Source organism: Nonomuraea sp. NPDC050404 (assembly GCF_040655495.1).
Classification (GTDB): Bacteria; Actinomycetota; Actinomycetes; order Streptosporangiales; family Streptosporangiaceae; genus Nonomuraea.
Genome location: NZ_JBFAKB010000015.1, coordinates 291,523 through 313,215 on the forward strand (window position 1 = coordinate 291,523; position 21,693 = coordinate 313,215).

General features: G+C 71.2%; 23 protein-coding genes and 1 pseudogene. 15 read left to right on the top strand and 9 right to left on the bottom strand.

Features of this window, described 5'->3' with window-relative positions:
• Window positions 1–32 precede the first annotated feature (32 nt).
• Window positions 33–470 carry a hypothetical protein gene (locus tag AB0I81_RS37085; RefSeq protein WP_360666781.1) on the top strand — a complete coding sequence of 146 codons (438 nt, stop codon included), beginning with the start codon at window positions 33–35 and terminating at the stop codon, window positions 468–470.
• Window positions 471–524: 54 nt separating this feature from the next.
• On the opposite strand, the gene AB0I81_RS37090 is transcribed toward AB0I81_RS37085, so the two are convergent.
• Complete coding sequence (locus AB0I81_RS37090) at window positions 525–1,655, bottom strand: DsbA family protein (RefSeq protein ID WP_360666784.1); 1,131 nt, start codon at window positions 1,653–1,655, stop codon at window positions 525–527.
• 74 nt (window positions 1,656–1,729) lie between these two features.
• Here AB0I81_RS37090 and AB0I81_RS37095 point away from each other — a divergent pair, with 74 nt between their 5' ends.
• The 6 genes from AB0I81_RS37095 (at window position 1,730) to AB0I81_RS37120 (ending at window position 7,199) form a co-directional block, all read left to right on the top strand.
• Window positions 1,730–2,392 (top strand): TetR/AcrR family transcriptional regulator, encoded by a 663-nt coding sequence (locus AB0I81_RS37095; protein WP_360666787.1) that lies wholly within the window; start codon window positions 1,730–1,732, stop codon window positions 2,390–2,392.
• A 328-nt stretch (window positions 2,393–2,720) separates the two neighbouring features.
• Complete coding sequence (locus AB0I81_RS37100) at window positions 2,721–3,695, top strand: small ribosomal subunit Rsm22 family protein (RefSeq protein ID WP_360666789.1); 975 nt, start codon at window positions 2,721–2,723, stop codon at window positions 3,693–3,695.
• A gap of 85 nt (window positions 3,696–3,780) precedes the next feature.
• Window positions 3,781–4,392, top strand: a complete 612-nt coding sequence (locus tag AB0I81_RS37105) for a LysE family translocator (protein WP_360666791.1) — start codon at window positions 3,781–3,783, stop codon at window positions 4,390–4,392.
• Between the two features lie 70 nt (window positions 4,393–4,462).
• Window positions 4,463–5,239 (top strand): polyprenyl diphosphate synthase, encoded by a 777-nt coding sequence (gene uppS / locus AB0I81_RS37110; protein WP_360666794.1) that lies wholly within the window; start codon window positions 4,463–4,465, stop codon window positions 5,237–5,239.
• Window positions 5,240–5,303: 64 nt separating this feature from the next.
• Window positions 5,304–6,212: a pentapeptide repeat-containing protein gene (locus tag AB0I81_RS37115; protein WP_360666797.1), complete on the top strand. Its 909-nt coding sequence runs from the start codon at window positions 5,304–5,306 to the stop codon at window positions 6,210–6,212.
• Between the two features lie 123 nt (window positions 6,213–6,335).
• Entirely contained in the window at window positions 6,336–7,199 is an 864-nt protein-coding gene (locus tag AB0I81_RS37120) for an SMP-30/gluconolactonase/LRE family protein (RefSeq protein ID WP_360666800.1), read from the top strand.
• 331 nt (window positions 7,200–7,530) lie between these two features.
• Here AB0I81_RS37120 and AB0I81_RS37125 read toward each other — a convergent pair whose 3' ends face one another.
• Window positions 7,531–8,595, bottom strand: a complete 1,065-nt coding sequence (locus AB0I81_RS37125) for a TetR/AcrR family transcriptional regulator (RefSeq protein ID WP_360666803.1) — start codon at window positions 8,593–8,595, stop codon at window positions 7,531–7,533.
• An 85-nt stretch (window positions 8,596–8,680) separates the two neighbouring features.
• Here AB0I81_RS37125 and AB0I81_RS37130 point away from each other — a divergent pair, with 85 nt between their 5' ends.
• Both AB0I81_RS37130 and clpX read left to right on the top strand, forming a co-directional pair.
• Window positions 8,681–9,859, top strand: a complete 1,179-nt coding sequence (locus AB0I81_RS37130) for a cytochrome P450 (protein WP_360666806.1) — start codon at window positions 8,681–8,683, stop codon at window positions 9,857–9,859.
• Window positions 9,860–9,868: 9 nt separating this feature from the next.
• Entirely contained in the window at window positions 9,869–11,107 is a 1,239-nt protein-coding gene (gene clpX / locus AB0I81_RS37135; protein WP_360666809.1) for an ATP-dependent Clp protease ATP-binding subunit ClpX, read from the top strand.
• A 4-nt stretch (window positions 11,108–11,111) separates the two neighbouring features.
• Here the strand turns inward: clpX and AB0I81_RS37140 are convergent, their stop codons facing one another.
• From AB0I81_RS37140 to AB0I81_RS37150, 3 genes are all read right to left on the bottom strand, one after another.
• Window positions 11,112–11,870 carry an NAD(P)-dependent oxidoreductase gene (locus AB0I81_RS37140; RefSeq protein WP_360666811.1) on the bottom strand — a complete coding sequence of 253 codons (759 nt, stop codon included), beginning with the start codon at window positions 11,868–11,870 and terminating at the stop codon, window positions 11,112–11,114.
• Window positions 11,871–12,086: 216 nt separating this feature from the next.
• Complete coding sequence (locus tag AB0I81_RS37145) at window positions 12,087–12,728, bottom strand: hypothetical protein (RefSeq protein WP_360666814.1); 642 nt, start codon at window positions 12,726–12,728, stop codon at window positions 12,087–12,089.
• Window positions 12,667–12,966, bottom strand: a complete 300-nt coding sequence (locus AB0I81_RS37150; RefSeq protein ID WP_360666817.1) for a hypothetical protein — start codon at window positions 12,964–12,966, stop codon at window positions 12,667–12,669. The genes AB0I81_RS37145 and AB0I81_RS37150 overlap by 62 nt, the downstream gene beginning before the upstream one ends.
• A gap of 307 nt (window positions 12,967–13,273) precedes the next feature.
• On the opposite strand from AB0I81_RS37150, the gene AB0I81_RS37155 reads away from it, so the two are divergent.
• The 4 genes from AB0I81_RS37155 (at window position 13,274) to AB0I81_RS37170 (ending at window position 17,676) form a co-directional block, all read left to right on the top strand.
• Window positions 13,274–13,948, top strand: coding sequence for a response regulator transcription factor (locus AB0I81_RS37155; protein ID WP_360666870.1), 675 nt, complete (start codon window positions 13,274–13,276; stop codon window positions 13,946–13,948).
• Window positions 13,949–14,020: 72 nt separating this feature from the next.
• Window positions 14,021–14,404: a response regulator transcription factor gene (locus AB0I81_RS37160; protein ID WP_360666820.1), complete on the top strand. Its 384-nt coding sequence runs from the start codon at window positions 14,021–14,023 to the stop codon at window positions 14,402–14,404.
• Window positions 14,374–16,887: a histidine kinase gene (locus AB0I81_RS37165; protein WP_360666823.1), complete on the top strand. Its 2,514-nt coding sequence runs from the start codon at window positions 14,374–14,376 to the stop codon at window positions 16,885–16,887. Before AB0I81_RS37160 ends, AB0I81_RS37165 begins: the two co-directional genes overlap by 31 nt.
• A gap of 81 nt (window positions 16,888–16,968) precedes the next feature.
• On the top strand, window positions 16,969–17,676 hold the full coding sequence (locus tag AB0I81_RS37170; protein WP_360666826.1) for an MFS transporter: 708 nt from the start codon (window positions 16,969–16,971) through the stop codon (window positions 17,674–17,676).
• A gap of 97 nt (window positions 17,677–17,773) precedes the next feature.
• On the opposite strand, the gene AB0I81_RS37175 is transcribed toward AB0I81_RS37170, so the two are convergent.
• Both AB0I81_RS37175 and AB0I81_RS37180 read right to left on the bottom strand, forming a co-directional pair.
• Window positions 17,774–18,121: a VOC family protein gene (locus AB0I81_RS37175; RefSeq protein WP_360666829.1), complete on the bottom strand. Its 348-nt coding sequence runs from the start codon at window positions 18,119–18,121 to the stop codon at window positions 17,774–17,776.
• A 152-nt stretch (window positions 18,122–18,273) separates the two neighbouring features.
• Complete coding sequence (locus AB0I81_RS37180) at window positions 18,274–19,026, bottom strand: hypothetical protein (RefSeq protein WP_360666832.1); 753 nt, start codon at window positions 19,024–19,026, stop codon at window positions 18,274–18,276.
• Window positions 19,027–19,146: 120 nt separating this feature from the next.
• Between AB0I81_RS37180 and AB0I81_RS37185 the strand changes: the two genes are divergently transcribed.
• Together AB0I81_RS37185 and AB0I81_RS37190 are read left to right on the top strand one after the other, a co-directional pair.
• Complete coding sequence (locus tag AB0I81_RS37185; protein WP_360666835.1) at window positions 19,147–20,082, top strand: hypothetical protein; 936 nt, start codon at window positions 19,147–19,149, stop codon at window positions 20,080–20,082.
• Between the two features lie 162 nt (window positions 20,083–20,244).
• Window positions 20,245–20,790, top strand: coding sequence for a DUF308 domain-containing protein (locus AB0I81_RS37190; protein WP_360666838.1), 546 nt, complete (start codon window positions 20,245–20,247; stop codon window positions 20,788–20,790).
• Between the two features lie 102 nt (window positions 20,791–20,892).
• On the opposite strand, the gene AB0I81_RS37195 is transcribed toward AB0I81_RS37190, so the two are convergent.
• Both AB0I81_RS37195 and AB0I81_RS37200 read right to left on the bottom strand, forming a co-directional pair.
• Window positions 20,893–21,459, bottom strand: coding sequence for an NADPH-dependent FMN reductase (locus AB0I81_RS37195; protein ID WP_360666841.1), 567 nt, complete (start codon window positions 21,457–21,459; stop codon window positions 20,893–20,895).
• A gap of 21 nt (window positions 21,460–21,480) precedes the next feature.
• Window positions 21,481–21,693: pseudogene (locus AB0I81_RS37200) on the bottom strand (nitroreductase); the annotation flags it as partial.

Below are 21,693 nucleotides of genomic sequence, written 5' to 3' on the forward strand. Positions count from 1 at the left end.
GGAGGGGCGGGCCCGGCGGCAGAGTCGTTGTCATGAAATTCGCGGATGCGGGAATCGCCTGGACCGGACTGTACGTGGCCTCGAAGGTCGTCTTCGCCCTTGAGGGCCTGCTGGGGGTGACCGGCGGGCCGGCGGTCTCGCCCGACAGCTACCTGGCGTACGGGCCGGGCGAGGTGGCGGCGGCGCAGTGGGCGAACGCCGGGGCCGGGGTGTTCGTCATGGCGGTGCTGCTGGCCGGGCGGTTCGGGATCGGGCGCCGGTGGGCGTACCTGGGAGTGCTGGGCGCGCACTGGCTCTGCGCGGCCGTGGCCCTGGTGGGGGCGGTGGGCATGGTCGGCGGCGCGGTGCTGACGGATCGCGGGGGAGCGGTCTTCGGCGCGTACTGCGCCGTGTGGGCCGCACTGCTCTTCCTCGCGGCCCACGACCTGCGACGACGCCACCGACCGGCCGCCCGTCTCGAGCGCGTCTGAGTTGTTCGATGCGCCGTCGTCGAGCGGCGGGAAGGATCATGGTCGCACAACGGGTCAGCCGGCCGCGTAGTCCGGCGTCATGGCGGCGGCCAGGGTGAGGTGGGAGGCTGCCTCCTCGTGCCTGCCCTGGCGTTGCAGGGTGCGGCCGAGCAGGTGGCGGGTGTAGGAGTCGTCGGGGGACTCGGCGACCAGCGCCTCCAGGGCAGAGCGGGCGCGGTTGAGCTGGGCCGAGGCGAAGTACGCCCGCGCCGCCAGCGTCCGCACGCCACGATCGCCCCCGTGCTCCTCCATGAGGGGCCGCAGCAGCGTCAGCGCGCCGAGGGGGTCGCGGCGGTCGAGCAGCGACTCCGCGTACCGCAGCCGTTCCACCTCGGCGGGCAGGCGGCGGAGCGGGCGCCGGCTCGCGTCCTCCAGGAACTGCCTGATCGTCTCCGGCGACTGCGCGCCCTCCAGCGCGAGCCCGCCCGCCACGATCGTCGGCGAGGTCCGCACCCCCTTGGCCTTGCCGACGAGCAGCAACTCACGCACCAGCCCCGCCCCCGGCAGCGTCTGCCGCAACGAGTCGCCCGTGTCGGCGTGACCCGCCCCGGCGGCGTAACCGGCCTCCTCGGCCAGACTTGCCCCGGCGGTGTGGCCGGGCTTGTCGGCCAGGTCCGCGCCGGCGGTGTGGCCGGTCTCCTGGGCCTGGTTCGCCCCGGTGGTGTAGCCGGCCTCCTCGATCAGGCCCGCCTCGCCGGCGATCGCGGTCAGCACGGCCAGGTCGCTGATGTCCTGGGCCAGCTCGAAGTGCGCCCGCAGCACCCGCTCAACCACACGGTCCTGCAGCTCCGCGCCACCCTTCTCGTACGCGAGCGCGATCAGCCGATGCGCCTCCAGTGTGCCGGCCCGCCACTGCGAGCCCCACTGCGGCCCGAGCCCTTCCGCGACGGCCTCCCCGGCCACCCGCCCCCGGTTCTCGGCCGGGGACAGACCGGGCGAGCAGGAGCGCAGCGCCTCGTCCGCCACCGGGTCGAGCAGCGCATGCGCCATGGGCACCGCCCGCGCGGGCGCGGACGGGTCGATCTGGTACGGCCGCCAGACCACCTCGACCGGCTCCCCCTCCCAGGAGGCCAGCGCCTTCTCCAGCCGCCGCTTGCCGATGTGGGCCCACCCGCAGACGACATCCGCCCAGATCTCGATTCTCATGCCGCCAACCTATGCGACAGATGTCGATTAGTCAACAAATGTCGTATAAGCGATGGATGTCGTATAGTGGCCGCGTGAACTCGGACGATCCGCGCGCCCAGCGCACCCGGGCCCGCCTCAAGGCCGCCGTGCTGGAGCTGGCGGCGCGGCAGGAGCTCGCCACCATCACCATGTCCGCGCTGGCCAAGCGCGCGCAGGTGAACCGGGCGACCGTCTACCTGCACTACCCGGACATCGACTCCCTGGTCACCGACGCCATGGAGGACGCCGTCGCCGCCGTCGCCAGGGCCGCCGCGCTGTGCCCGCTCGACGCGCCCCGCGACCGCGTCCCCGGCCCGATGGCGGAGCTGTTCGAGCACGTGGCCGGCAGCGCCACCATGTACGCGCGCATGCTCGGCCCGCATGGCAGCGCCCGCTTCGCCGCCCGCATGCGCGAACGCCTGACCGTCGAACTCGCCGGCCGCTTCGCCGACGGCCGGCGTCCCTCCGGGTGGGAGGACGTGCCGGTGGGCGTACACGCCGCCTACCTGGCCGGCGCCCTCGTCGGCGTGATCGCGCACTGGGTGACGGAGCAGAGCGAGGACCGCGCGCAGGGAGACGGGGGCCGCGCGGAGGGAAGCCAGGTCGGCATGGAGGGGAACCGGGACAGCGCGGAAGGGGGCCGGGCCGGTGCGGAGGAGGAGGCGCTGGCGTTCTGGCGGCTCTTCCGCAACGGCTGCCAGGCATCCGGCTCCTGAACCGGCCGGCCGTATCGCCGAGTGCGGCGAATGACCGATAATGTTCCTGGTCGTCTTAACGTGATTGATGGGGGTTCGTATGCGCCTCGCCAAGGTCTGTGCCGCCGCTTCGTGGCGAGGGTGCTCCGCGCTCTGACCGGCCGCCGCCGGCCCCGTACCGGCAGGCGAACGCTCCTCGCCTGAAGCGGCCGCCCGCGTAACCGGCCGTTTCCAGAATCTCCCTCCGAGGAGCCCTTTTTGCGTGCCTTCATTTCCGCACGCCCCGGCGCGGACCGCTCCAAGCCGTGGACCTCCCCAGCACCCTCCCCGCGTCAAGGTGACCCCAGCCATGCTTCCCGATGACCTCAGAACCGCCCTCGACCAGGCCCTGGCCCGCTTCTCCCCCCAGGAGCTGGCCGACTCCGTAGCCAGGATCACCGAGCGATACCGCACGCACGGCGTCTCCACCGGCGGCAACCACCTGCGCTCGCGAGCCGACATAGCCGCCTACGCCGCCTACCGCATGCCCGCCACCTACGCCGCCGCCGAGACCGCCATGCGCAGGGCGGCGGCGCTGACCTCCGGCTTCGAGCCGCGCAGCCACTTCGACGCCGGCGGCGGCACCGGGGCGGCGATCTGGGCGGCCGGCCAGGTGTGGCCGTCCATCGAGAAGGTGACCGTCGTCGAGCACGACCCGCACATCATCGACCTCGGCCGCCGCCTGGCCGGCGGCTCGCGGGCCCTGCGCGGCACGACGTGGCGGCAGGCGTCCATCGGCGCGGGGCTCGACCTGCCCGCCGCCGACCTGGTCACCATGTCGTACGCGCTGGGCGAACTCCCCGAGGCCGAACGCCCCGGCGTGGTCCGCCGGCTGGCCGGGAACGCCAGCATGGTGATCATCATCGAGCCCGGCACCCCCGCCGGGTACGCCACCGTCGCCGCCGCCCGCGAGGTCCTGACCGGCCTCGGCCTGACCGTCGTGGCCCCCTGCCCGCACGACGGCCGGTGCCCGATCGAGCCGGGCCGCGACTGGTGCCACTTCTCGGTACGCCTGCCGAGAACATCCCTGCACCGCCGGGCCAAGGCGGGCACACTGAGCTTCGAGGACGAGAAGTTCTCCTACGTGGCCGCCACCACCACCCCCCGGCCGCGCCCGGCCGCCCGGGTCCTGCGCCATCCCGTCAAGCGCAAGGGCCTGGTCACCCTGCGCCTGTGCACGGACGGCGACGGCCTGTGCGACGTCAACGTCTCCAAACGGCAGGGCGAGCTCTACCGCCGCGCCAGGGACGTGGACTGGGGCGACGCCTGGCCCGCGCCCGAATAAAACAAATCAAAATTGACATAGAAGGCGGGGAGTGGTTGGCTGCCGCTTGAAACACCACTCCCCGCCTCGCGAAGGGCCGCCGGCCGTGACCATCGAGTTCCTGCTGACCTCCATCGTCATCGTGATCACCCCGGGCACCGGCGTGCTCTACACGCTGGCGGCCGGACTGACCAGGGGCGGCCGGGCGGGGGTCGTGGCCGCGTTCGGCTGCACCCTCGGTATCGTGCCGCACATGGCCGCCGCCGTGACCGGCCTGGCCGCCCTGCTGCACACCAGCGCCCTCGCCTTTCAGATCATCAAGTACGCGGGCGTGGCGTACCTGCTCTACATGGCCTGGAACACCCTGCGCGAACGCGGCGCGCTCAAGGTGGAGGAGGAGGCCAGGCCGCGTACGGCGGCCCGGGTGATCGCCGACGGCGTGCTGGTCAACATACTCAACCCGAAGTTGTCGATCTTCTTCTTCGCGTTCCTGCCGCAGTTCGTCAGCGCCGGCGAGCCCGCCGCGCTGGCCCGCATGCTGGAGCTGAGCGGCGTGTTCATGCTGCTGACGTTCGTGGTCTTCGCCGGGTACGGCCTGTGCGCGGCGGCCGTCAGGAACCAGGTGATCTCCCGCCCCAAGGTGCTGACCTGGATGCGGCGCGGCTTCGGGGCGGCGTTCGTGGCACTCGGGGCGAAGCTGGCGCTGACCGAGCGGTGACTCTCCGTGATGCTGCGCGGAAAACGGGAAAGATCGGAACCCGGACGCCTATCCGCGCCATCCTAGGAGGGTGAACACCACCCACCTCCTTCACTCCCTTTACGCCCGCCGCCTGCGCAGGCAGATCGTGGCGGGCCCGCTGCCGCGGCACGTCGGCATCATCACGGACGGCAACCGCCGCTGGGCCCGGCAGAAGGGCATGGCCAACCCGAGCATCGGCCACAAGTACGGCGCCGAGCACATCGAACACGTGCTGACCTGGTGCGAAGGGCTCGGCATCAAGCACGTCACCGTGTTCCTGTGCTCGACGGAGAACCTGCAGCGGCGCGACGACGAGGAGGTGGCCTTCCTGCTCCAGGTCATCGAACGCATGGTCGCCGAGAGCTTCGACCGCCCCGACGCCCGGTGGCGCGTGCACGTGGCCGGGATGCTCGACATCCTGCCCGACACCACGGCCCGCGCGCTCAAGAGCGCCGTCGAGGCCACCCGCACCTGCGACACCGGCTTCCACCTGACCCTGGCCATCGGGTACGGCGGCCGCCAGGAGGTCATCGAGGCGCTGCGCGAACTGCTGTACGAGCGGGCCGAGGCGGGGGAGTCGATGGTGGAGCTGGCCTCGTCCCTGACCGTGGACGACGTGGCCAAGCACCTGTACACGGCCGGCCAGCCGGACCCGGACCTGGTCATCAGGACCAGCGGCGAGCAGCGCATGTCGAACTTCCTGCTCTGGCAGTCGGCCTACTCCGAGCTGTACTTCTGCGAGGCGTACTGGCCGGCCTTCCGCGAGATCGACTTCATGCGCGCGCTGCGCAGCTTCGCCGCCCGCCAGCGCCGCTACGGCAGCTGAACTCCGCGGCCTCCGGCGTTGACTACCCTTGACCTGCGACACCCGACGAAGGAGGCCCGGCACGTTGCCCGCGACGAACCCCCGAGAGCTCGGCCTGCTGGCCGACTGCGAGAGCTGCTTCGGCCTGTGCTGCGTCGCGCTGCCGTTCTCGGCCTCGGCCGACTTCGCGATGGACAAGGACGCCGGGCAGCCCTGCCACAACCTGCGCGAGGACTTCCGCTGCTCCATCCACACGCGGTTGCGGGAGCGCGGGTTCGCCGGGTGCACGGTGTTCGACTGTTTCGGGGCCGGGCAGAAGGTCTCGCAGGTCACGTTCGAGGGGCGGAGCTGGCGGGAGGAGCCGGGGACCGCGCGGCAGATGTACGCGGTCTTCCCGGTCATGCGGCAGCTCCACGAACTGCTGTGGTACCTGGCCGAGGCGCTCGCCCTGCAGTCCGCCCGGCCGATCCACGACGCGCTGCGGCAGGCGCTGGCGGAGACCGAGCGGCTGACCCGCGAGCGGGCCGGCGTACTGGAGAAGATGGACGTGACCGCCCACCGGGGCGAGGTCAACGAACTGCTGCTGCGGGCGAGTGAGCTGGAGCGGGCGGGGCTGAAGGGCAGGGAGCACCGCGGGGCCGACCTGATCGGCGCCCGGCTGAAGGGGGCCGGGCTGCGCGGGGCCAACCTGCGCGGCGCCTACCTCATCGGCGCCGATCTGCGCGGCACGGACCTGCGGCAGGCGGACCTGATCGGGGCCGACCTGCGCGGCGCCGACCTGTCGGGAGCCGACCTCACCGGGGCCATCTACCTCACCCAGGCCCAGCTCAACGCCGCCAGGGGCGACGCCGCCACCCGCCTGCCCGCCACGCTCACCCGGCCCGCGCACTGGGGCGAGGACAGCCCGGCCCGCCACGACCAGGGCACGAACGGCGGGCCGGGCACCGGCCGACGAACCCCGGCCACGGGTCGCCGCCGCCCGCGCCGCCGCTGATCACACCGCACGGCGCTCCCGAAGGCCGCTGATCATGTGTTTCACCCCGTACGGCTGACCATTGGGGCGGATCCGCTAATAAGGTCATGGATCACGAATCTGCGATCGCCAAGGAGCAGCGGCATGATCCTCACCGCGTACCCCGTCACCGACCCCGTCGCCGAGCACGGTGAGGGACCCGTGTGGTCCGGCCGCTGGGGTGGATTGCGGTGGGTGGACATGCTGGCGGGCGACGTGCTCGCGCTGGACGCCGACGGCACGGTGCGCCGCAGGCACGCCGGCGCGGTGGCCGCCGTCGTCCGGCCCCGGGCTGCGGGCGGCTACGTCGTCGCGGCCGAGCGCGAGTTGCTGCTGTCCGACTCCGACGACCTCGACGCGCCGCTGCGCTCACTCGGCGAGGCGTGGACCGACCCCTCGATCCGGATGAACGAGGGCGGCTGCGACCCCGACGGCCGCTTCTACATCGGCAGCATGGCCTACGACTCGGCTCCGGGGCGCGGCTCGTTCTACGTGGCCGGACCCGATGGCGGGCTGAGCGTGGTGCTGCCCGGGGTGACGATCTCCAACGGGTTCGCCTTCAGCCCGGACGGGCGGCTGGCCTACTACGCCGACACCGCCACCGGGCGCGTGGACGTGCTCGACTACGACGCCGGCGGCGGGCTGAGCGGGCGGCGGCCGTTCGCGGCCGTGGACCCCGGGCAGGGCGCGCCCGACGGGCTGACGGTGGACGCCGAGGGCGGGGTCTGGGTGGCGCTGTGGAACGGCGGCGCCGTGCACAGGTACGACCCGAGCGGGCGCCTCGACGCCGTCATCGACCTCCCGGTACGCAAGGTCACCGCGGTCACCTTCGGCGGCGAGCACCTCGACCGGCTGTTCGTCACCACCTCCGCGCTCGACGTGGACCGGGCCGAACAGCCGCAGGCGGGCGCCGTCTTCGCCGCCGACCCCGGCGTCCGGGGCCTGCCGGTGCTCCAGGCCAACCTGTAAGACGCGCGCTGGTGGGGGGCGACGTCCATCGCGCGCCAGCGGGCGGGAAGGGCCGCCCGCGGCGTCAGCCGGCTCTCCAGCAACACCGTGGTCGCCTGACATACGACCGACGGGCGGTAGACCACCGGCGTGAACGTCGCCCTTAGCTTGGACAGCGCGATCATGCCCGGCGGTTCCCTCCGGAGGCGATCCGTTCTCACCGGACGCCGGACCACCGCCTCAACGTGCGGATTCATCCCGCGTCAAGGGACAAAGACACATTCAACGGGGTCGCGGCGTGGCAGGCGCCATCCCCGCTCGGCGGGTGGCGGCGCGGCAGGGGCCGGACCGTTCAGCGGGTCGCGGCGTGGCAGGCGCCGTAGCCCTCGGCGCGCCGGACGACCCGCCCGGCCCGCACCCGGAGCGCGACCTCCGTGCCGTCGAGCGGCTCGGTGACCCCGGCCGCCGCCGCCAGCGCGCCCGACTCGTCGAACACCACCCGCAGCCGCGGCCAGGCCGGGCGCGGGAACGCCTGCCGCAGGCACGTGCACACCTCGGCGATCACCAGCCGGGCCAGCGGCAACAACTCCTTGGGCGCGCCCGTCACCACCACGACGGTGACCTCGGCGTCCGGGGGCGTCCCGCGTACCGCCTCCTCGGCGGCCGAGAGCCGGTGGAGCCCGAGCACCGCCACCACCCCGTCACGCTCCGGACGCGCGGGCCCGCCGCCGACCGCGTCCACCGCCCCGGACGGCGGTGACCAGGGCTCGTCGGTCTCCCGCACCCGTGGCAGCAGCGGCGCCACGGCCCACCGGTCGCCCAGATCGAGGCCGGCGAGCTGCTCGCACACCCGGATCACGTTGAACGGCTCCACGAACCCCGGCGCCGCCGCCGAGAGCTGCCCGGCCCCCTGCAGCACCGTGAGCACGGCCTCGGCCAGCCGTACCAGCCGCCCGTCGGGCTCCTTCGGCGGGCGCAGCCGCTCCAACGCCAGCCCGAGCAGCACCGCGTTGAGGCTCATGAGCTGCGCGTACGCCGTGCGCGTGACCTCGTCGGCGAGGATCTCGGGCATCAGGTGCATGCCGAGCATGCTGGGCCCGCGTTCGTCGTCGGTGGCCAGCGGCAGCCGGGTCACCCACGCGCGCGCCACCTCGCCGAGCGCCTCGCGCACGGTGAGGGCGGGCTCGTCGGCGGGGATCACGGGGGTGCGCTCGGCCAGGTCGGCCAGGACGGCGAAGTAGAGCGCCCGCTTGCCGGGGAAGTTGGAGTAGACCGCCCCGCGCGTCAGCTCCGCCCGGTCGGCGATGTCGTCGATCCTGGCCTCCCTGAATCCGCGCTCGGCGAACTCCGCCCTGGCCGCGGCCAGCACTTTCGCGCGATTGCGCTCCTGCGCCTCCGCCCTGCTGAGCCGGACCAAACCGTCCTCCTCGTTGCCGTGTGCTCCGCAGCCAAGATACCGTCAACATTCAGATGTTGGGATCATTTGAAATGAGGGCGGAGTCATGACCGAAGTACCGCAGATCGATCTGACCGACCCGGAGGTGCTGCGCGACCCCTTCGCCGCGTACGCGCCGGCCAGGGAGCGGTCGGCGGTGGCGCGGCTGTCGATTCCGGGGTTCCCGATGTGGGCCGTGACGCGGTACGAGGAGGCCAGGGCGACGCTGACCGACCCGCGCATGGAGATCAACTCCACCAGCTTCGTCCGGCCCGACGTGCCCGAGCACTGCCGGCCGTACATGCGCACCATGTCCGAGACGAACGGCGCCGAGCACTCCCGCCTGCGCAGGCTGATCGCGCCCGCGTTCACGCCGCGCAGAGCCGCCGAGTTCGCGCCGCGCATCGAGCGGGTCGTCGGGCGCATGCTCGACGAGCTGCCCCGGCACGAGCCGGTGGACCTGCTGCCGCACTTCGCCAGGCCGCTGCCGATGGAGGCGATCTGCGAGCTGGTCGGCATCCCCGCCGAAGATCGGGCGGAATGGCGGGAGTACGGCCTGGCCATCGCCACCGGCCAGGGCGAGGACTTCAGGCGGGCCATCCCGGCGGTCATCGACGGCGCCAGGGCGGCGATCGCCGCCGCCAGGGCGAACCCGGCCGACGACCTGGTCTCCGACCTGGCCCGCATCCAGGAGGAGGACGGCGACAGGCTGTCGGACCAGGAGCTGGTCACCATGGTCTGGCTGCTCGTGCTGGCCGGTCAGACGCCGGCGCACCTCATCGGCAACGCGGTGGCCACCCTGCTCGGCCACCCCGCGCAGCTCGCCGCGCTGCGCGCGGACCCCGGCCTGATGCCGCAGGCCGTGGAGGAGCTGGCGCGCTGGTGCCCGTCGCAGCCGATGACCGTGCCGCGCTTCCCCGTCCGGGACGTCGAGATCGGCGGCGTACGCATCCCCAAGGGAGAGCCCGTGACCGTCTCGATCGCCTCCGCCAACCGGGACCCGCGCGTGTTCGACGATCCCGACACCTTCGACCTCACCCGCGAGCGGGGCCCGCACCTCGGCTTCGCCCACGGGCCGCACTTCTGCGTCGGCGCGTCGCTGGCCCGCGTGCAGATCGCCGTCGCGCTCGGCGTGCTGCTGCGCCGCCACCCCGGGCTGAGGCTCGCCGGCGAGGCCGCCTACCTGCCCGACCCCGGCACCAGGCGGCTGGCGTCCCTGCCGGTGATCCTGGACCCGAAGGACTGAGGAGCCGCCATGGCACGCACCGGCAAGGGCGGGGACGCGGTGTCCTGCTCGTTTTGCGGCAAGAGCCGGCACGAGGTGCGCAAGCTCATCGCCGGCCCGCCGTCCGTGCACATCTGCGACGAGTGCGTCGGCCTGTGCAACGAGCTCATGGAGGAGGAACGCACGCCCGGCCGGTTGCCCACGGCGCGCGAGATCCACGACTTCCTCGACCAGTACGTGGTCGGCCAGGACCAGGCCAAACGCGCCCTGTCCGTCGCCGTCTACAACCACTACAAGCGTATACGCGCTCCCCGGCAGGACCCGGTTGAGCTGGGCAAGTCGAACATCCTGCTCCTCGGCCCCACCGGCAGCGGCAAGACGTACCTGGTGCAGACGCTGGCCAGACTGCTCGACGTGCCGTTCGCCATCGCCGACGCCACCGCGCTGACCGAGGCCGGCTACGTGGGCGAGGACGTGGAGAACCTGCTGCTCAGGCTGGTCCAGGCGGCCGGATACGACCTCGGCAGGGCCGCGACCGGCATCGTCTACATCGACGAGATCGACAAGATCGCCCGCAAGGGCGAGAACCCGTCGATCACCCGCGACGTCTCCGGCGAGGGCGTCCAGCAGGGGCTGCTGAAGATCCTTGAGGGCACGGTCGCCGGCGTGCCGCCGCAGGGCGGCAGGAAACACCCCCACCAGGACCTGCTCCACCTCGACACGACGAACGTGTTGTTCATCGCGGGCGGCGCGTTCGCCGGCCTGGAGGAGATCATCGAGCGCCGGGTCGCCCGCCGGGGAGCGGGGTTCGGTGCCGTCCCGCCTACCGGCTCGCAGGACGACGTGCTCGACCAGGTGATGCCGCGGGACCTGGTGCGCTACGGCCTCATCCCCGAGCTCACCGGCCGGCTGCCGGTGGTGGCCACCCTGCGCCCGCCGGACCGCACGGCCCTGATGCGGATCATGACCGAGCCGCGCAACGCCCTGATCAGGCAGTACCGGCGGCTGCTGGAGCTGGACGGGGTGGAGCTGGAGTTCGAGCGGGACGCCGTCGCGGCCATCGCCGAGCAGGCGCTGCTGCGCCGCACCGGCGCCAGGGCGGTCCGTGCGATCATGGAGGAGGTGCTGCTCAACGTCATGTACGACGTGCCGGGCCGGGACGACGTGGCCCGCGTCGTGATCACCCGCGCCACCGTCCTGGACAACGTCAACCCGACCCTGGTGCCCCGCGACCACCGCGGCCCCGAACGCCGCGAGAGGTCCGCCTGACGGTTCAGGGGGTGTCGGGGCCCACGAACATGCGGCAGATCGGCACGGTCGGCGGGCCCGCGGTGGCGGCGTACGGCTCGCTGTCGTCGCGGGGCTCGTAGCCGAGCTTCCTGGCCGAGGTGAGGTCCCAGTGCCGCCGGGTGTTCGCCGACACGCCGAAGTGCACGCTCCAGCCGGGCCCCGCCTCCAGCGCTGCCAGCACGAGCGCGCCCACGTCGTGGTCGGACAGCCACATGCCCAGGTAACGCGCCTCGTCCAGGGGGTAGCCGGTCGCGCCGAGACGCAGGCCGACCACGGAGGCGCCGGTCTGCTCGGCGTGCAGGCGGCCGAGGCTCTCGACGATCACTTTGCTGAGGCCGTACGCGCAGCAGGGGCGCGGCTCCCACGCCGGATCCACCGGGCGGTGCTCGGGCCGGTTGTACTCGCCCATCGCGTGCACCGTGCTGGCCAGCACCACGCGCGGCACGTCCCGCGCGGCGGCCGCGGTCAGCAGGCGGCGGGTGAGCGCCACGTTGGCGCGGTGGACCTCCTCCCAGGTCGCCGCGGTGCGCGGGTCGGCCGCCAGGTGCACCAGGGCCGACGCCCCCGCCAGCGCCTCCTCGGCCATGCCCGGTTCGGCCAGGTCGCCGACCATGACCTGCTCGCCGGGCAGCGGCTCTCCCGCCGCGCGGTCGACGATCCGCAGCGGGTACGACTCCAGTAGCGCCGGCCGTACCAGTCTGCCCACCCGCCCGAACCCACCGGTGATCACCACGAGCCCCATGCCGTGACCCCCCGTTCCATACGGTGATAAATCCGTTTCTTCCCCATGAAAACGCCGGTCACCCGGACGGAATCTCTTCCGTCCGGGTGACCGGAGCCTCAGGGGGCCGGGACTTCCCGGTGACCCGGCGTACGCCTGAGGCTTCTGGACGGGCGGCGGGCTCGGGTGGCGTGAGCCCGCCGGCCCTCAGCGGCCCGGGCCGGTTCAGGGGCGGGGTCAGCCGGCGAGTCGCTCCAACGGGCGCGCCCCGCCCTGCCCGCCGTCGCCCCACGTCCCCGCACCTGCTGCCGTGCCCCGCCGCACGACCTCGACCGTGACGAACTGCGCCCGTACCGGGTGCCGCACCACCCGGACCGAAGTCGCGCAGCAGGCCGCCGCTATTTCCGCCGAGAACGCCTCGAAGTCCTCGGCGCAAATCCCGGCGCGAAGCAGAATGAAAGCCCTTTCACCGAAGTCCGTCGGCGATATCCAGAGGATCAGCGGAATCTTTCCCTTTCGGGTGTGCATGGACGTCTCCAGGCACACCCGCTGGATCCGGTGCCGGGAGAACAGGCACCAGAAGTGGCGCCGGAGCCATTTCCGGCCGGCCGGCACACCGGCCGGCAGCGAGACGGTGCCCGCCAGCGCCGCCGCCCACCACAGGCCCTGGGTGAGCGCCGTGCCGACCACGAACGCCGCCGCGACCCCCGCGCCGACCAGCGCCAGCTCCGTGCGCCACCGCCACAGCAGCCCGGCGAGGCTGGTGCGCGGCGTCAGGTCCAGGTGCTCGACCGGCGCGTACGGGTTGTGGCGCAGATTACGCATGGACATGCCGGTCCCCTCCAGCGTGCGCATGCCGGTCCCCTCCAGCGTGGACATGCAGGTCCCCTCCGGCGTGCACGTGGCGGTCTTCTTCCGCGAGGACCTGCCGGGCCGCCTTCAGCGCGTCGAAGCGCGGGTCGCGGTAGCGCCGGGAGCCGAACCCCGTCGTGGTGACCGTCCACCCGTGCCGGCGGGCGCGCTCGTCAGGGGCCGCGCACAGCGCCCTGTCGGCGCGGTCCACCCATGCGCTGATACGCGCCGCGATTCGCGATACTCGCCCGGTGCCGTGAAGCATGTCGGCCACCATTTCCCCTCCGTGTTGGCCGTTGCTGAAACCCCTTATATCCGCTCGCAGGTTCACTGCCGTTGCCGTCAGTTTGCGCCGGGTCCGCTAATTCATCGATAAAGCTGCCTTCCGAGTTCGTGGTTCGGTTTTCCGCACTCATTGGTACGCCCGGCCACACCCGAAGAGAGCCGGGCCCGGGACCAAATGAGAGCCGGGCCCGGCAGCCCATTGACTGCGGAGCCCCGGGACCCATGGGCCGCCCGGCCCCGGGACCCATTGAGCCCACGGGGTGCCGCGGACTACCGTTTGCCACGTGATGTCCTTCCGGATAGTGATCGCCGAGGACAACCTGCTGGTGCGCGCCGGCATCCAGGCCCTCGTCGCCACGGAGGCCGGGGTCGAGGTCGTCGGCGTCTGCGGGGGTTACGACGGCCTCATGTCCTGCGTCGACCAGGAGAAGCCGGACGTCGTCGTCACCGACATCCGCATGCCGCCGACCATGACCGACGAGGGAATCAGGGCGGCCACGGCGCTGCGCGCCACCCACCCGGAGGTCGCGGTGCTGGTGTTGTCGCAGTTCCTCGACCCCAGCTACCTGCTGGCCCTGATTGAGCAGGGCAGCAGCAGGCGCGGCTACCTGCTCAAGGAGCGCATCGCCCAGCCGGGCGAGCTGATCTCGGCCGTGCGCACGGTCGCCTCCGGCGGCTCGTTCATCGACGCCGTGGTCGTCGACTCGCTGGTGACCTCGAAGTCCCGCGACGACTCCGGACCGCTCCGCGACCTGACGCCGCGCGAGCGGGAGACCCTGGCCGAGGTGGCCGCCGGCCGTTCCAACAGCGCCATCGCGGGCGCGTTCAACGTGTCGGAGCGCGCGGTCGAGAAGTACATCAACTCCATCTTCTTCAAGCTCGGCCTGCGCGGCGACCGCGACACCAACCGGCGGGTCAAGGCGGTCCTGATGTTCCTCGACTCGGGACCGTCGGCGAAATAGGCCGGAAATCCGGCCGAAGATAGTGATGGTGGCACCACCGACACGGCGGCGATGGAGTGCGACGATCAGTTGGTGGAGCAACACCTCGTGCGCGTGCTGGTGGTGGACGACCTGCCCTCGTTCCGCCGGGCGGTGGCCGGCGTGATCGCCGTGGCCGAGGGGTTCGAACTGGTCGGGGAGGCGACCAGCGGCGAGGAGGCGCTGGGTTTCCTGCGGCAGCACGCCGTCGGGATGGTGCTGATGGACGTGAACATGCCCGGGATGGGCGGTCTGGAGGCGGCGCGGCGGATCAGGAGCGGGCATCCGGACATCACGGTGGTGCTGCTGTCGGTCAACAACACGGAGGACCTGCCTCGTGACGCGATGGTGATGGGGGCTCATTATCGGCACAAGGACCGCTTCGGCCCCGACGAACTGGAGGCGTTGTGGAGCGACGGGGGGCACGCGAAGTTCTAGCCGGCCTGCGGGGGCATGACATCATCGAGATCGGCGCGCCCGAGTGGGAGCGCCTGCGCACCTACATCCAGGTGGACCTCATCGGCGTCACGGTCGCCGTGGTCTGGCTGACGATCCTTTGGGTCGTGGTGCTGCCCGACCGCTGGCTCCTGGTGATCGTCGCGCTGCTGCTGGTCATGGCGGTGTTCCTGGTCAGGGCCATCCACCTGATCCACGGCTACCGGCGCTTCGCCGCGGTCGTCGTCTTCGCGGTGGCCAACTGGATCGTGGCCATCGCCGTCACCTCCGTGGTGCCGTTCGCGCTGTCCACGCTGACGCTGGCCGTGCTGCTGCCGGTGCTGGTGGCCGTACAGCACATGAACCACGTGCGGCTCTCGGCGATGCTGGGCGCGACCATGCTGGTCGGTACGGCCCTCGTGGTCGTGGGCAGCCTGAGCCGCGGGGCCGGGCTGGAGGGGCAGGTGCCCGACGGGGTGACGAACGCGCTGGCGATCGTGTTCATCCCGTTCATCACCACCCTGGTGTCGCTGGCCGCCTGGCAGAACCACGGCATGCTGGTCACCAGGACCGAGGCGTTACGCGAGTCGCGCGCCCGGCTGGTGGCCACGGCCGACCGCGAGCGCTGCCAGATCGAGCGCAACCTGCACGAGGGCCCCCAGCGGAGCCTGGAGGCCGCCGCGGAGCAGACCCGGCGGGCCGGGCTGCTGCTGGCGAGCGAGCCCGAGCGGGCCGGCCCGCTGCTGTCGCGGCTGTCGGACGACCTCCAGGAGGCCAGCGCGGAGCTGCGCGCCCTGGCGCACGGCATCTACCCGCCCCAGCTCGGCCAGTACGGCCTGGAGACGGCGCTGCGCTCGGCCGCCCAGCGCGCCCCCATCCCGGCCACCGTCCACGCCATCGGCATCGACCGCTATCCGCCCGAGATCGAGATCAACGTCTACTTCTGCCTGCTGGAGGCCCTGCGCAACGCGATCAAGCACGCCGGCAGCGACGCCACGGTCAGCATCACCCTGCAGGACCGCAACGGCCTGTCCTTCGACTTCCGCGACACCGGGGTGGGCAGCCGCCCCGATCTCATCCACGCCGGCACCGGAATGATCAACATGAACGACCGGCTGGGCGCGATCGGCGGCACCCTCACCATAAGCACCAGTTCCGGCGGCGGCCTGCGCCTGCACGGCCACCTGCCGCGCTCGGCGCTGGAGAGCGCGGGCGTGGAGCGTTCCCGCAAGGAGCGCGGCGGCGCCGTACGGGACGCGCTGCACACCGTCTGGCACACCGTCGCCAGGCTGTACACGACCCTCCAGCGCAGCGCCAGCCCGCACCCCCACCAGTACATCGCCACCGGCATGTGGGCCATACTCGGCGTCGCGCTCGGCGCCGGCGCGGTCGCCCTGGCCCTGTTCACCGGCACCCACATACCCTGGCTGCTGGCCCTGGCGGGCGGCTGCGGCACGGTGGCCCTGCTGATCGTCGCCACGCTGCGGATCGTCAGGCGCGACCGCATCGAGCAGGCCATCGCCAGTTCGGCGGGCATCGCCTGGTGCTACGCGCTCGCGCTGACCGTGCTCATCCCGGCCGCGCTGCCGTACGCGACGCTGGTGGCCGTCTCGCCGGTGCTGCTGTCCGTGGCGTACCTGCCGCGCCGGCGCTTCAAGGTCATCATGGCCGGTACGATCGCCGCGGCCTTCGCCATCACGCTGGCCGGCGTGCTGCTGCCCGGCGTCGGCTTCGAGCGGGCCCCGCTCTGGCTCACCGCCCCCATCGTCATCGCGCTGGTCGTCCTGGGCCTCACCCGGGCCTCCTACCTCGCCTGGCACAACCACGTGATGCTGGTGGCCAGGGCGGAGGCGCTGCAGGAGTCGCGGGCCCGGCTGGTGGCCACGGCCGACAGGGAGCGCCGCCAGATCGAGCGCAACCTGCACGACGGCGCCCAGCAGCGGCTCGTGGCGGCGGCCGTGCAGTCGCGGGTGGCCCAGCGCCTGATGGCCACCCAGCCGGCGGACGTGGGCCCGCTGCTGACCCAGCTCTCGGAAGACCTCCGCGAGGCCCAGGCCGAACTGCGCGACCTCGCACACGGGATCTACCCACCGCAACTGGCCGAATCCGGTCTGGAGGCGGCGCTGCGCGCCGCCGCCAGGCACTCGCCGCTGCCGGCCGAGATCCACGCCACCGACCTGCGCCGCTACCCGCCGGAGATCGAGATCAACATTTACTTCTGCCTGCTGGAGGCGCTGCAGAACGCCGGCAAGCACGCGGGCGAGCACGCCACGGTGACCATCGACCTGCGGGAGAAGGACGGGCTGTCCTTCGACTTCCACGACAACGGCGACGGCTGCCATCCGGCCCTGATCCGCTCCGGCCAGGGAATCACCAACATGTACGACCGCCTGGGCGCGATCGGCGGCACCCTCACCATCGAGACCAGCCCGGGCACCGGGATGCATCTGCACGGGTTCATCCCAAGCTCGGCCTACGGGAGGTAGGGCGGGTCCCCGAGGTGGGTGGCGGTGGTCGGGGAGGGGCCGCATGGACGAGGTGGTCGAATTCGGTGCAGACTGATCCGCATGCACGATCAACAACCCGTTCGTCATCAACCCGTCCGGCCCGACCGTGAGCAACCGGCATGGGCGTTGATCGGCCCGGGGATCGCTGCGCTCACGGGGCTGTACCTGCTGACGGTGACCCTGGGATCGGGCGAGTTTCTGCAGAGGGCCCTTGGTCTGACCAGCCAGAACACCCTGCTCGCGACCGTCGCCTACCTGGTGAGCGCGGTCGTGGCGAGCGCGGCGGGCGTCGCCCTCGGGAGACGGTTCCTGACGGGCGTGAGCGTTCCGGCCGTCATGGTCATGATCGTCGGCGTGCTGGTGGTGGCGTTCGCCGCCGGCACCGCGATGCTGCTCGGTGGCGAGGTGTTGAGCGGGCTCGGCGCCGGTGGCGTGGCAGGGGCGACGGCGGCGTCCGCATGGCGTACGGGCCGCCGTCGAGGCGCGGTGATCGCCGTACTGGCGGGACTCGGCGCCCTCGCCCTGATCGCCGGCCCGTTCCTCGGCCGGGCGCTGGCGGAAGTGCTCGCGTGGCGGTGGGCGTATCTCATCGCGGTGCCCTTCCTGCTCCTGGGGCTGATCGTGACCGCTGTCGCCGGAGTCATCCTTTTCGTGACCCGGCAACGCGCCCAGGCGTCCGCGCCCGGCGTGCCGTACCCACACCCCCAGGCCGGACCGCAACCGTGGAGCGCCCCTCCGCCACCCGGCCACCGGGGGCCTGAGCACTGACAGCGGTCGTGCGACAAGTGGTTCGCCGATACCGGAAGCCACCTGAAGTCGACCGTTGGGCTCGCGGGCCCGATGAATGCGGGACGGGACGTCGCCCCTACTGCCTGGGGTTCTCGATCAGCGTGATCCGGTTGCCATCGGGGTCGTGGACCTCGGCGAACCGTACGTTCTGGGAGGCCGGCTGGATCTCCCCGACCATGACACCACGACCGGCAAGGTCCGAGCGTGCTGTCTCCAGGTCGTCAACCACGAGGTTGAGCAGTCCCGCCCCGGCGTGCTCCGGCGACTGAAAGACCTGGACCCACCCGGAGGGGGAGACGTGCCAGTCGGCGAGCCCCGCCATCGGCCTCGTGTCGGCCGGCCTCCCCAGGAGCCGCTCGTACCAGTCCAGCGCGGACTGGAGGTCGTTCACCGGGGCCACGGCAAGAACATGGGTGAAGGACATGATGAGGTGATCCTTTCGCTGGTGAATACCGTCTGGCCTGTACCGACCCTTTCGCCGTCAGAAACTCATCGCCGACACGACCGCGGCCAAACCTCCGCGCGCCTGGCCGCCTGTGATGCTCACGCCTCGTGAGTGCGGTGGGGGAACGAGCCTCAGAGGGGCGGGGCTTTGGTGTGCTGAACGATGGGGGAGGTGGACCGGACGACGCCGATGCCGGACACGGCCCGTCCGTCGTTCTCCTTCCAGAGCTCGAAGTTGTAGCGGCCGGCGGGCAGTCCGGCCCAGGTGTGGACCTGCCAGGCGTTGCACTCGAATCGGGCGGACGTGCCGCCAGGACGTAGCGCGATCCAGTACTCGTTCATCCCGCTGGGACACGACAACTTCGCCCAGACCTCCAGGTCGCCGTCGGCCCGCTGAGTCCACTCGCGGGAGGTCACCTGCTTGTACATGTTCCTGACATGCCAGGGAAAGCCGCTGTCCGGGGAGACCGGAGGCGAAGCCGAGGCGCGCGCCGCGGTCGCGGTGCCCGGCCTCCCGCCGGAGAGCCAGAGATAACCGGCGCCCCCCACGACGACCACGACGGCGAGCCCGGCGGCCACCGGAAGCCTCCACGACGTACGCCGCGCCGGCTCCTCGACAGGCGTTTCGCCCGCGATCTGACGCCACCGGGCCTCCCAGCCGACGGGATCCCCGTCACAAGCCGCAACGTACGATCGCACGAAGTCCAGCGGCGGCATCTCCCCCGGATTGAGGCGACGGGAGAGCGTGCTGGGGTGATAGCGCATTCGCCGCCCGATCTCCTGTAACGACAGTTCACCCCGCAACCGTCGTAGATCGTCGACGAACTCCGCCACGGGCCCCGACTTCCGGTCGATCGGCTGGTCCTTGCGTCCACCTCGCGCCATGACCCCGCTCCCGGTTGTTGCCTTTGTTGCTGCTATTGATTCTCAGTCCAGAAGCGGTGACAAGGCCCACCAAATGTGGCCAGCTGGCAGTGCAGATCACCCTCCACGAAGGAGAGTCAAGTGGTCAAAAAATCAATACTTCTGGCGGCCGTGGTAATGCTGCTGTGCGCGGTCGGCGCCACGCCTGCGGGGGCGTCGCGGCAACAGGCGCCGCACGGCGTCTCATGGCAGCAGGCCATGGCGCACAACCTCCGCCAATTCGAGGCGGGCATACCCTTCGAACGAGCGAATTTATGGGTCTCAGCCGCGCCCGGACCCGCTACCTGGACCCACAACATCTCCGGCAGCGTCAAACACGGAGGGCACGCGAAGGCCCTGGATCCGCTCAAGTTCGCGATCGCCTCACAGTCCGACCTCCCCCTCTCCATCGGGATGCAGGAAGCCTGCCTCGGCCAGGTACTGCTCATGACCGCCTGGCTCAGAGAGGTCAAGAACCCGAACTACCAGGTCTCCTTCCACAACCAGAACCCGGGTGGATGCGCCAACGGGCAGGACTTCGGCGTCGCCGTCTTCGCCATCGGAAAGCTCAGCGAGGTCACCGGGCCCTTCGCCGCGGCGAATCAGTATCCCGGGGACGAGCGGCGCGGATTCGCCTGCATCCGATCCGTCTACGAGTACTACGCATGTTCCGCGCACATAACGCCGTGGGAGCAGCTGGACGGCAGAGGAGGGGTTTACCAGAAGAGGCAGTTCCAGGAAATGCGGGACGTTGTCGCGTGGATACATGCCGCAACCGGAGATTCGGTCTACTGGGGCGGCGATTTCTACCTGACACCGTCCGGCATCACCAACAACTACGGCGCCAACTTCTTCGCCAACAACCCTGAAGGGGATATCTGTTTCGGCGGATACCGGCCGACACACAGGCGCGAAGACGGTCTCCAGCGGAAGGTCGACTACGTCTTCAGGACCAAACCCGTCGTGTGCGGCCGTGACGCCACCATCGGCTGGGTCCTCAATTCGAGCGACCACGCACTCCTCGGCGGATACATCTAGCCCTCCCGCAGGAAATGGTTCGCCCCACCTGCGGAGGTGGGGCGAACTGCTGCCCCCGGCCCGGGCCGGGGGCGTACCGGGAGCAGTCATCTGACGGATTGGCCGGAGGCGGAACAGAGAACACACTGAACCCATCAACCTTCTTCCGAAGGGAGCCTCGTCATGATCGACTTCATGGGCCACTGGTGGGTGCTCTCCCTGCGCGGCGTGGCCGCCCTCATCCTCGGCGCGCTGGCGCTGTTCTGGCCAGGCGCGACCCTGCTGAGCCTGGCCCTCGTCTACGGCGCCTTCGCGCTGATCGACGGCGTCCTGGCCGCGGTCGCCGCGTTCCGAGCGAACAAGGGGCAGCGTACCCCGCTCGTGCTCACCGCGATCTTCGGCATCCTCTCCGGCGTCCTCGCCCTCCTCTGGCCGGGCCTCACCGTCCTGGTCCTCACCCTGCTGGTCGGCGTCTGGGCCGTCATGACCGGCATCACGGAGATCGTGATGGCCGTCCGGATACGCAAGGAGATCGAAGGCGAAGCGCTGATCATCGTGTCCGGCGCGCTCTCCATCATCTTCGGGATCCTGGCGGTGCTCTGGCCGGCGGCCGGGGCACTCACCCTCGCGCTCCTGATCGGCGTCTACGCGATCATTGCCGGGATCACCTGGATCGTCCTCAGCCTGCGGCTGAAGAAGCGGCAAACGGAACCGCGCCCGACGGCCTGAACCACGTCGCCTCAAGGGCGTTCATCATGATCGTGCGCCGGGCGGCGACCCCAGAAAGGCCAGGACCACGTCGTCGCGCCGGCCGGTCGTGATCGTGGTGGTTTACCGGTCCGGGGTGTCGTGGTGGCGGCGGATGTGCGTGGTGAAGGCGTGCAGGTAGGTGCGCAGGAATTCGGCGGTGGACGGCGTTTTGATGTCGCCGTTTTCGTCGAACAGTTCGCTGGTGTATTGGATGTAGGCCTCGGGCTGGCCGAGTACGGGCGAGTTGGTGAAGGCCAGGATGGTTTTGAGGTGCTGTTGGGCGACGGCCGTGGAGATCGGGCCGGGTGAGGTTCCGATGATCGCGCTCGGTTTGCCGTTGAGTGCGTTGGTGCCGTAGGGGCGGGTGGCCCAGTCGATGGCGTTCTTCAGTGCGCCGGGGATGGAGCGGTTGTATTCGGGGGTGACGTACAGCAGGGCGTCGGAGGCTTTGATGGCGTCCTTGAACTGCTGGGCCGTCGCCGGGTAGTTCGGGTCGAGGTCGTGGTTGTACAGGGGGAGTTCGCCGATGGGGATTTCGGTGAGCAGCAGGTCCGGTGGTGCGAGGCGGGTCAGGGCGAGGGCGAGGGTGCGGTTGATGGATCTGTGGGACAGGCTGCCCACGAGGTAGCCGACCGTGTAGGTGGTCATGGGGTTTCCTTTCGGGGTGAGTTACTGGCCGTCGATGAAGGTGACGGTTTCGTGGAGGGGGGCTCGGCCGGTGCGGGGGTGGTGCACGGTTTCGTCTTCGTAGCCGATGGACATGCCGCAGAAGAGGATGAGGTCGTCGGGGGGTGAGAGGATTTCGGCGACGGTTTTGCGGTAGACCGACCAGGCCATTTGCGGGCAACTGTGCAGTCCTTCGGCGCGCAGGAGCAGCATGAC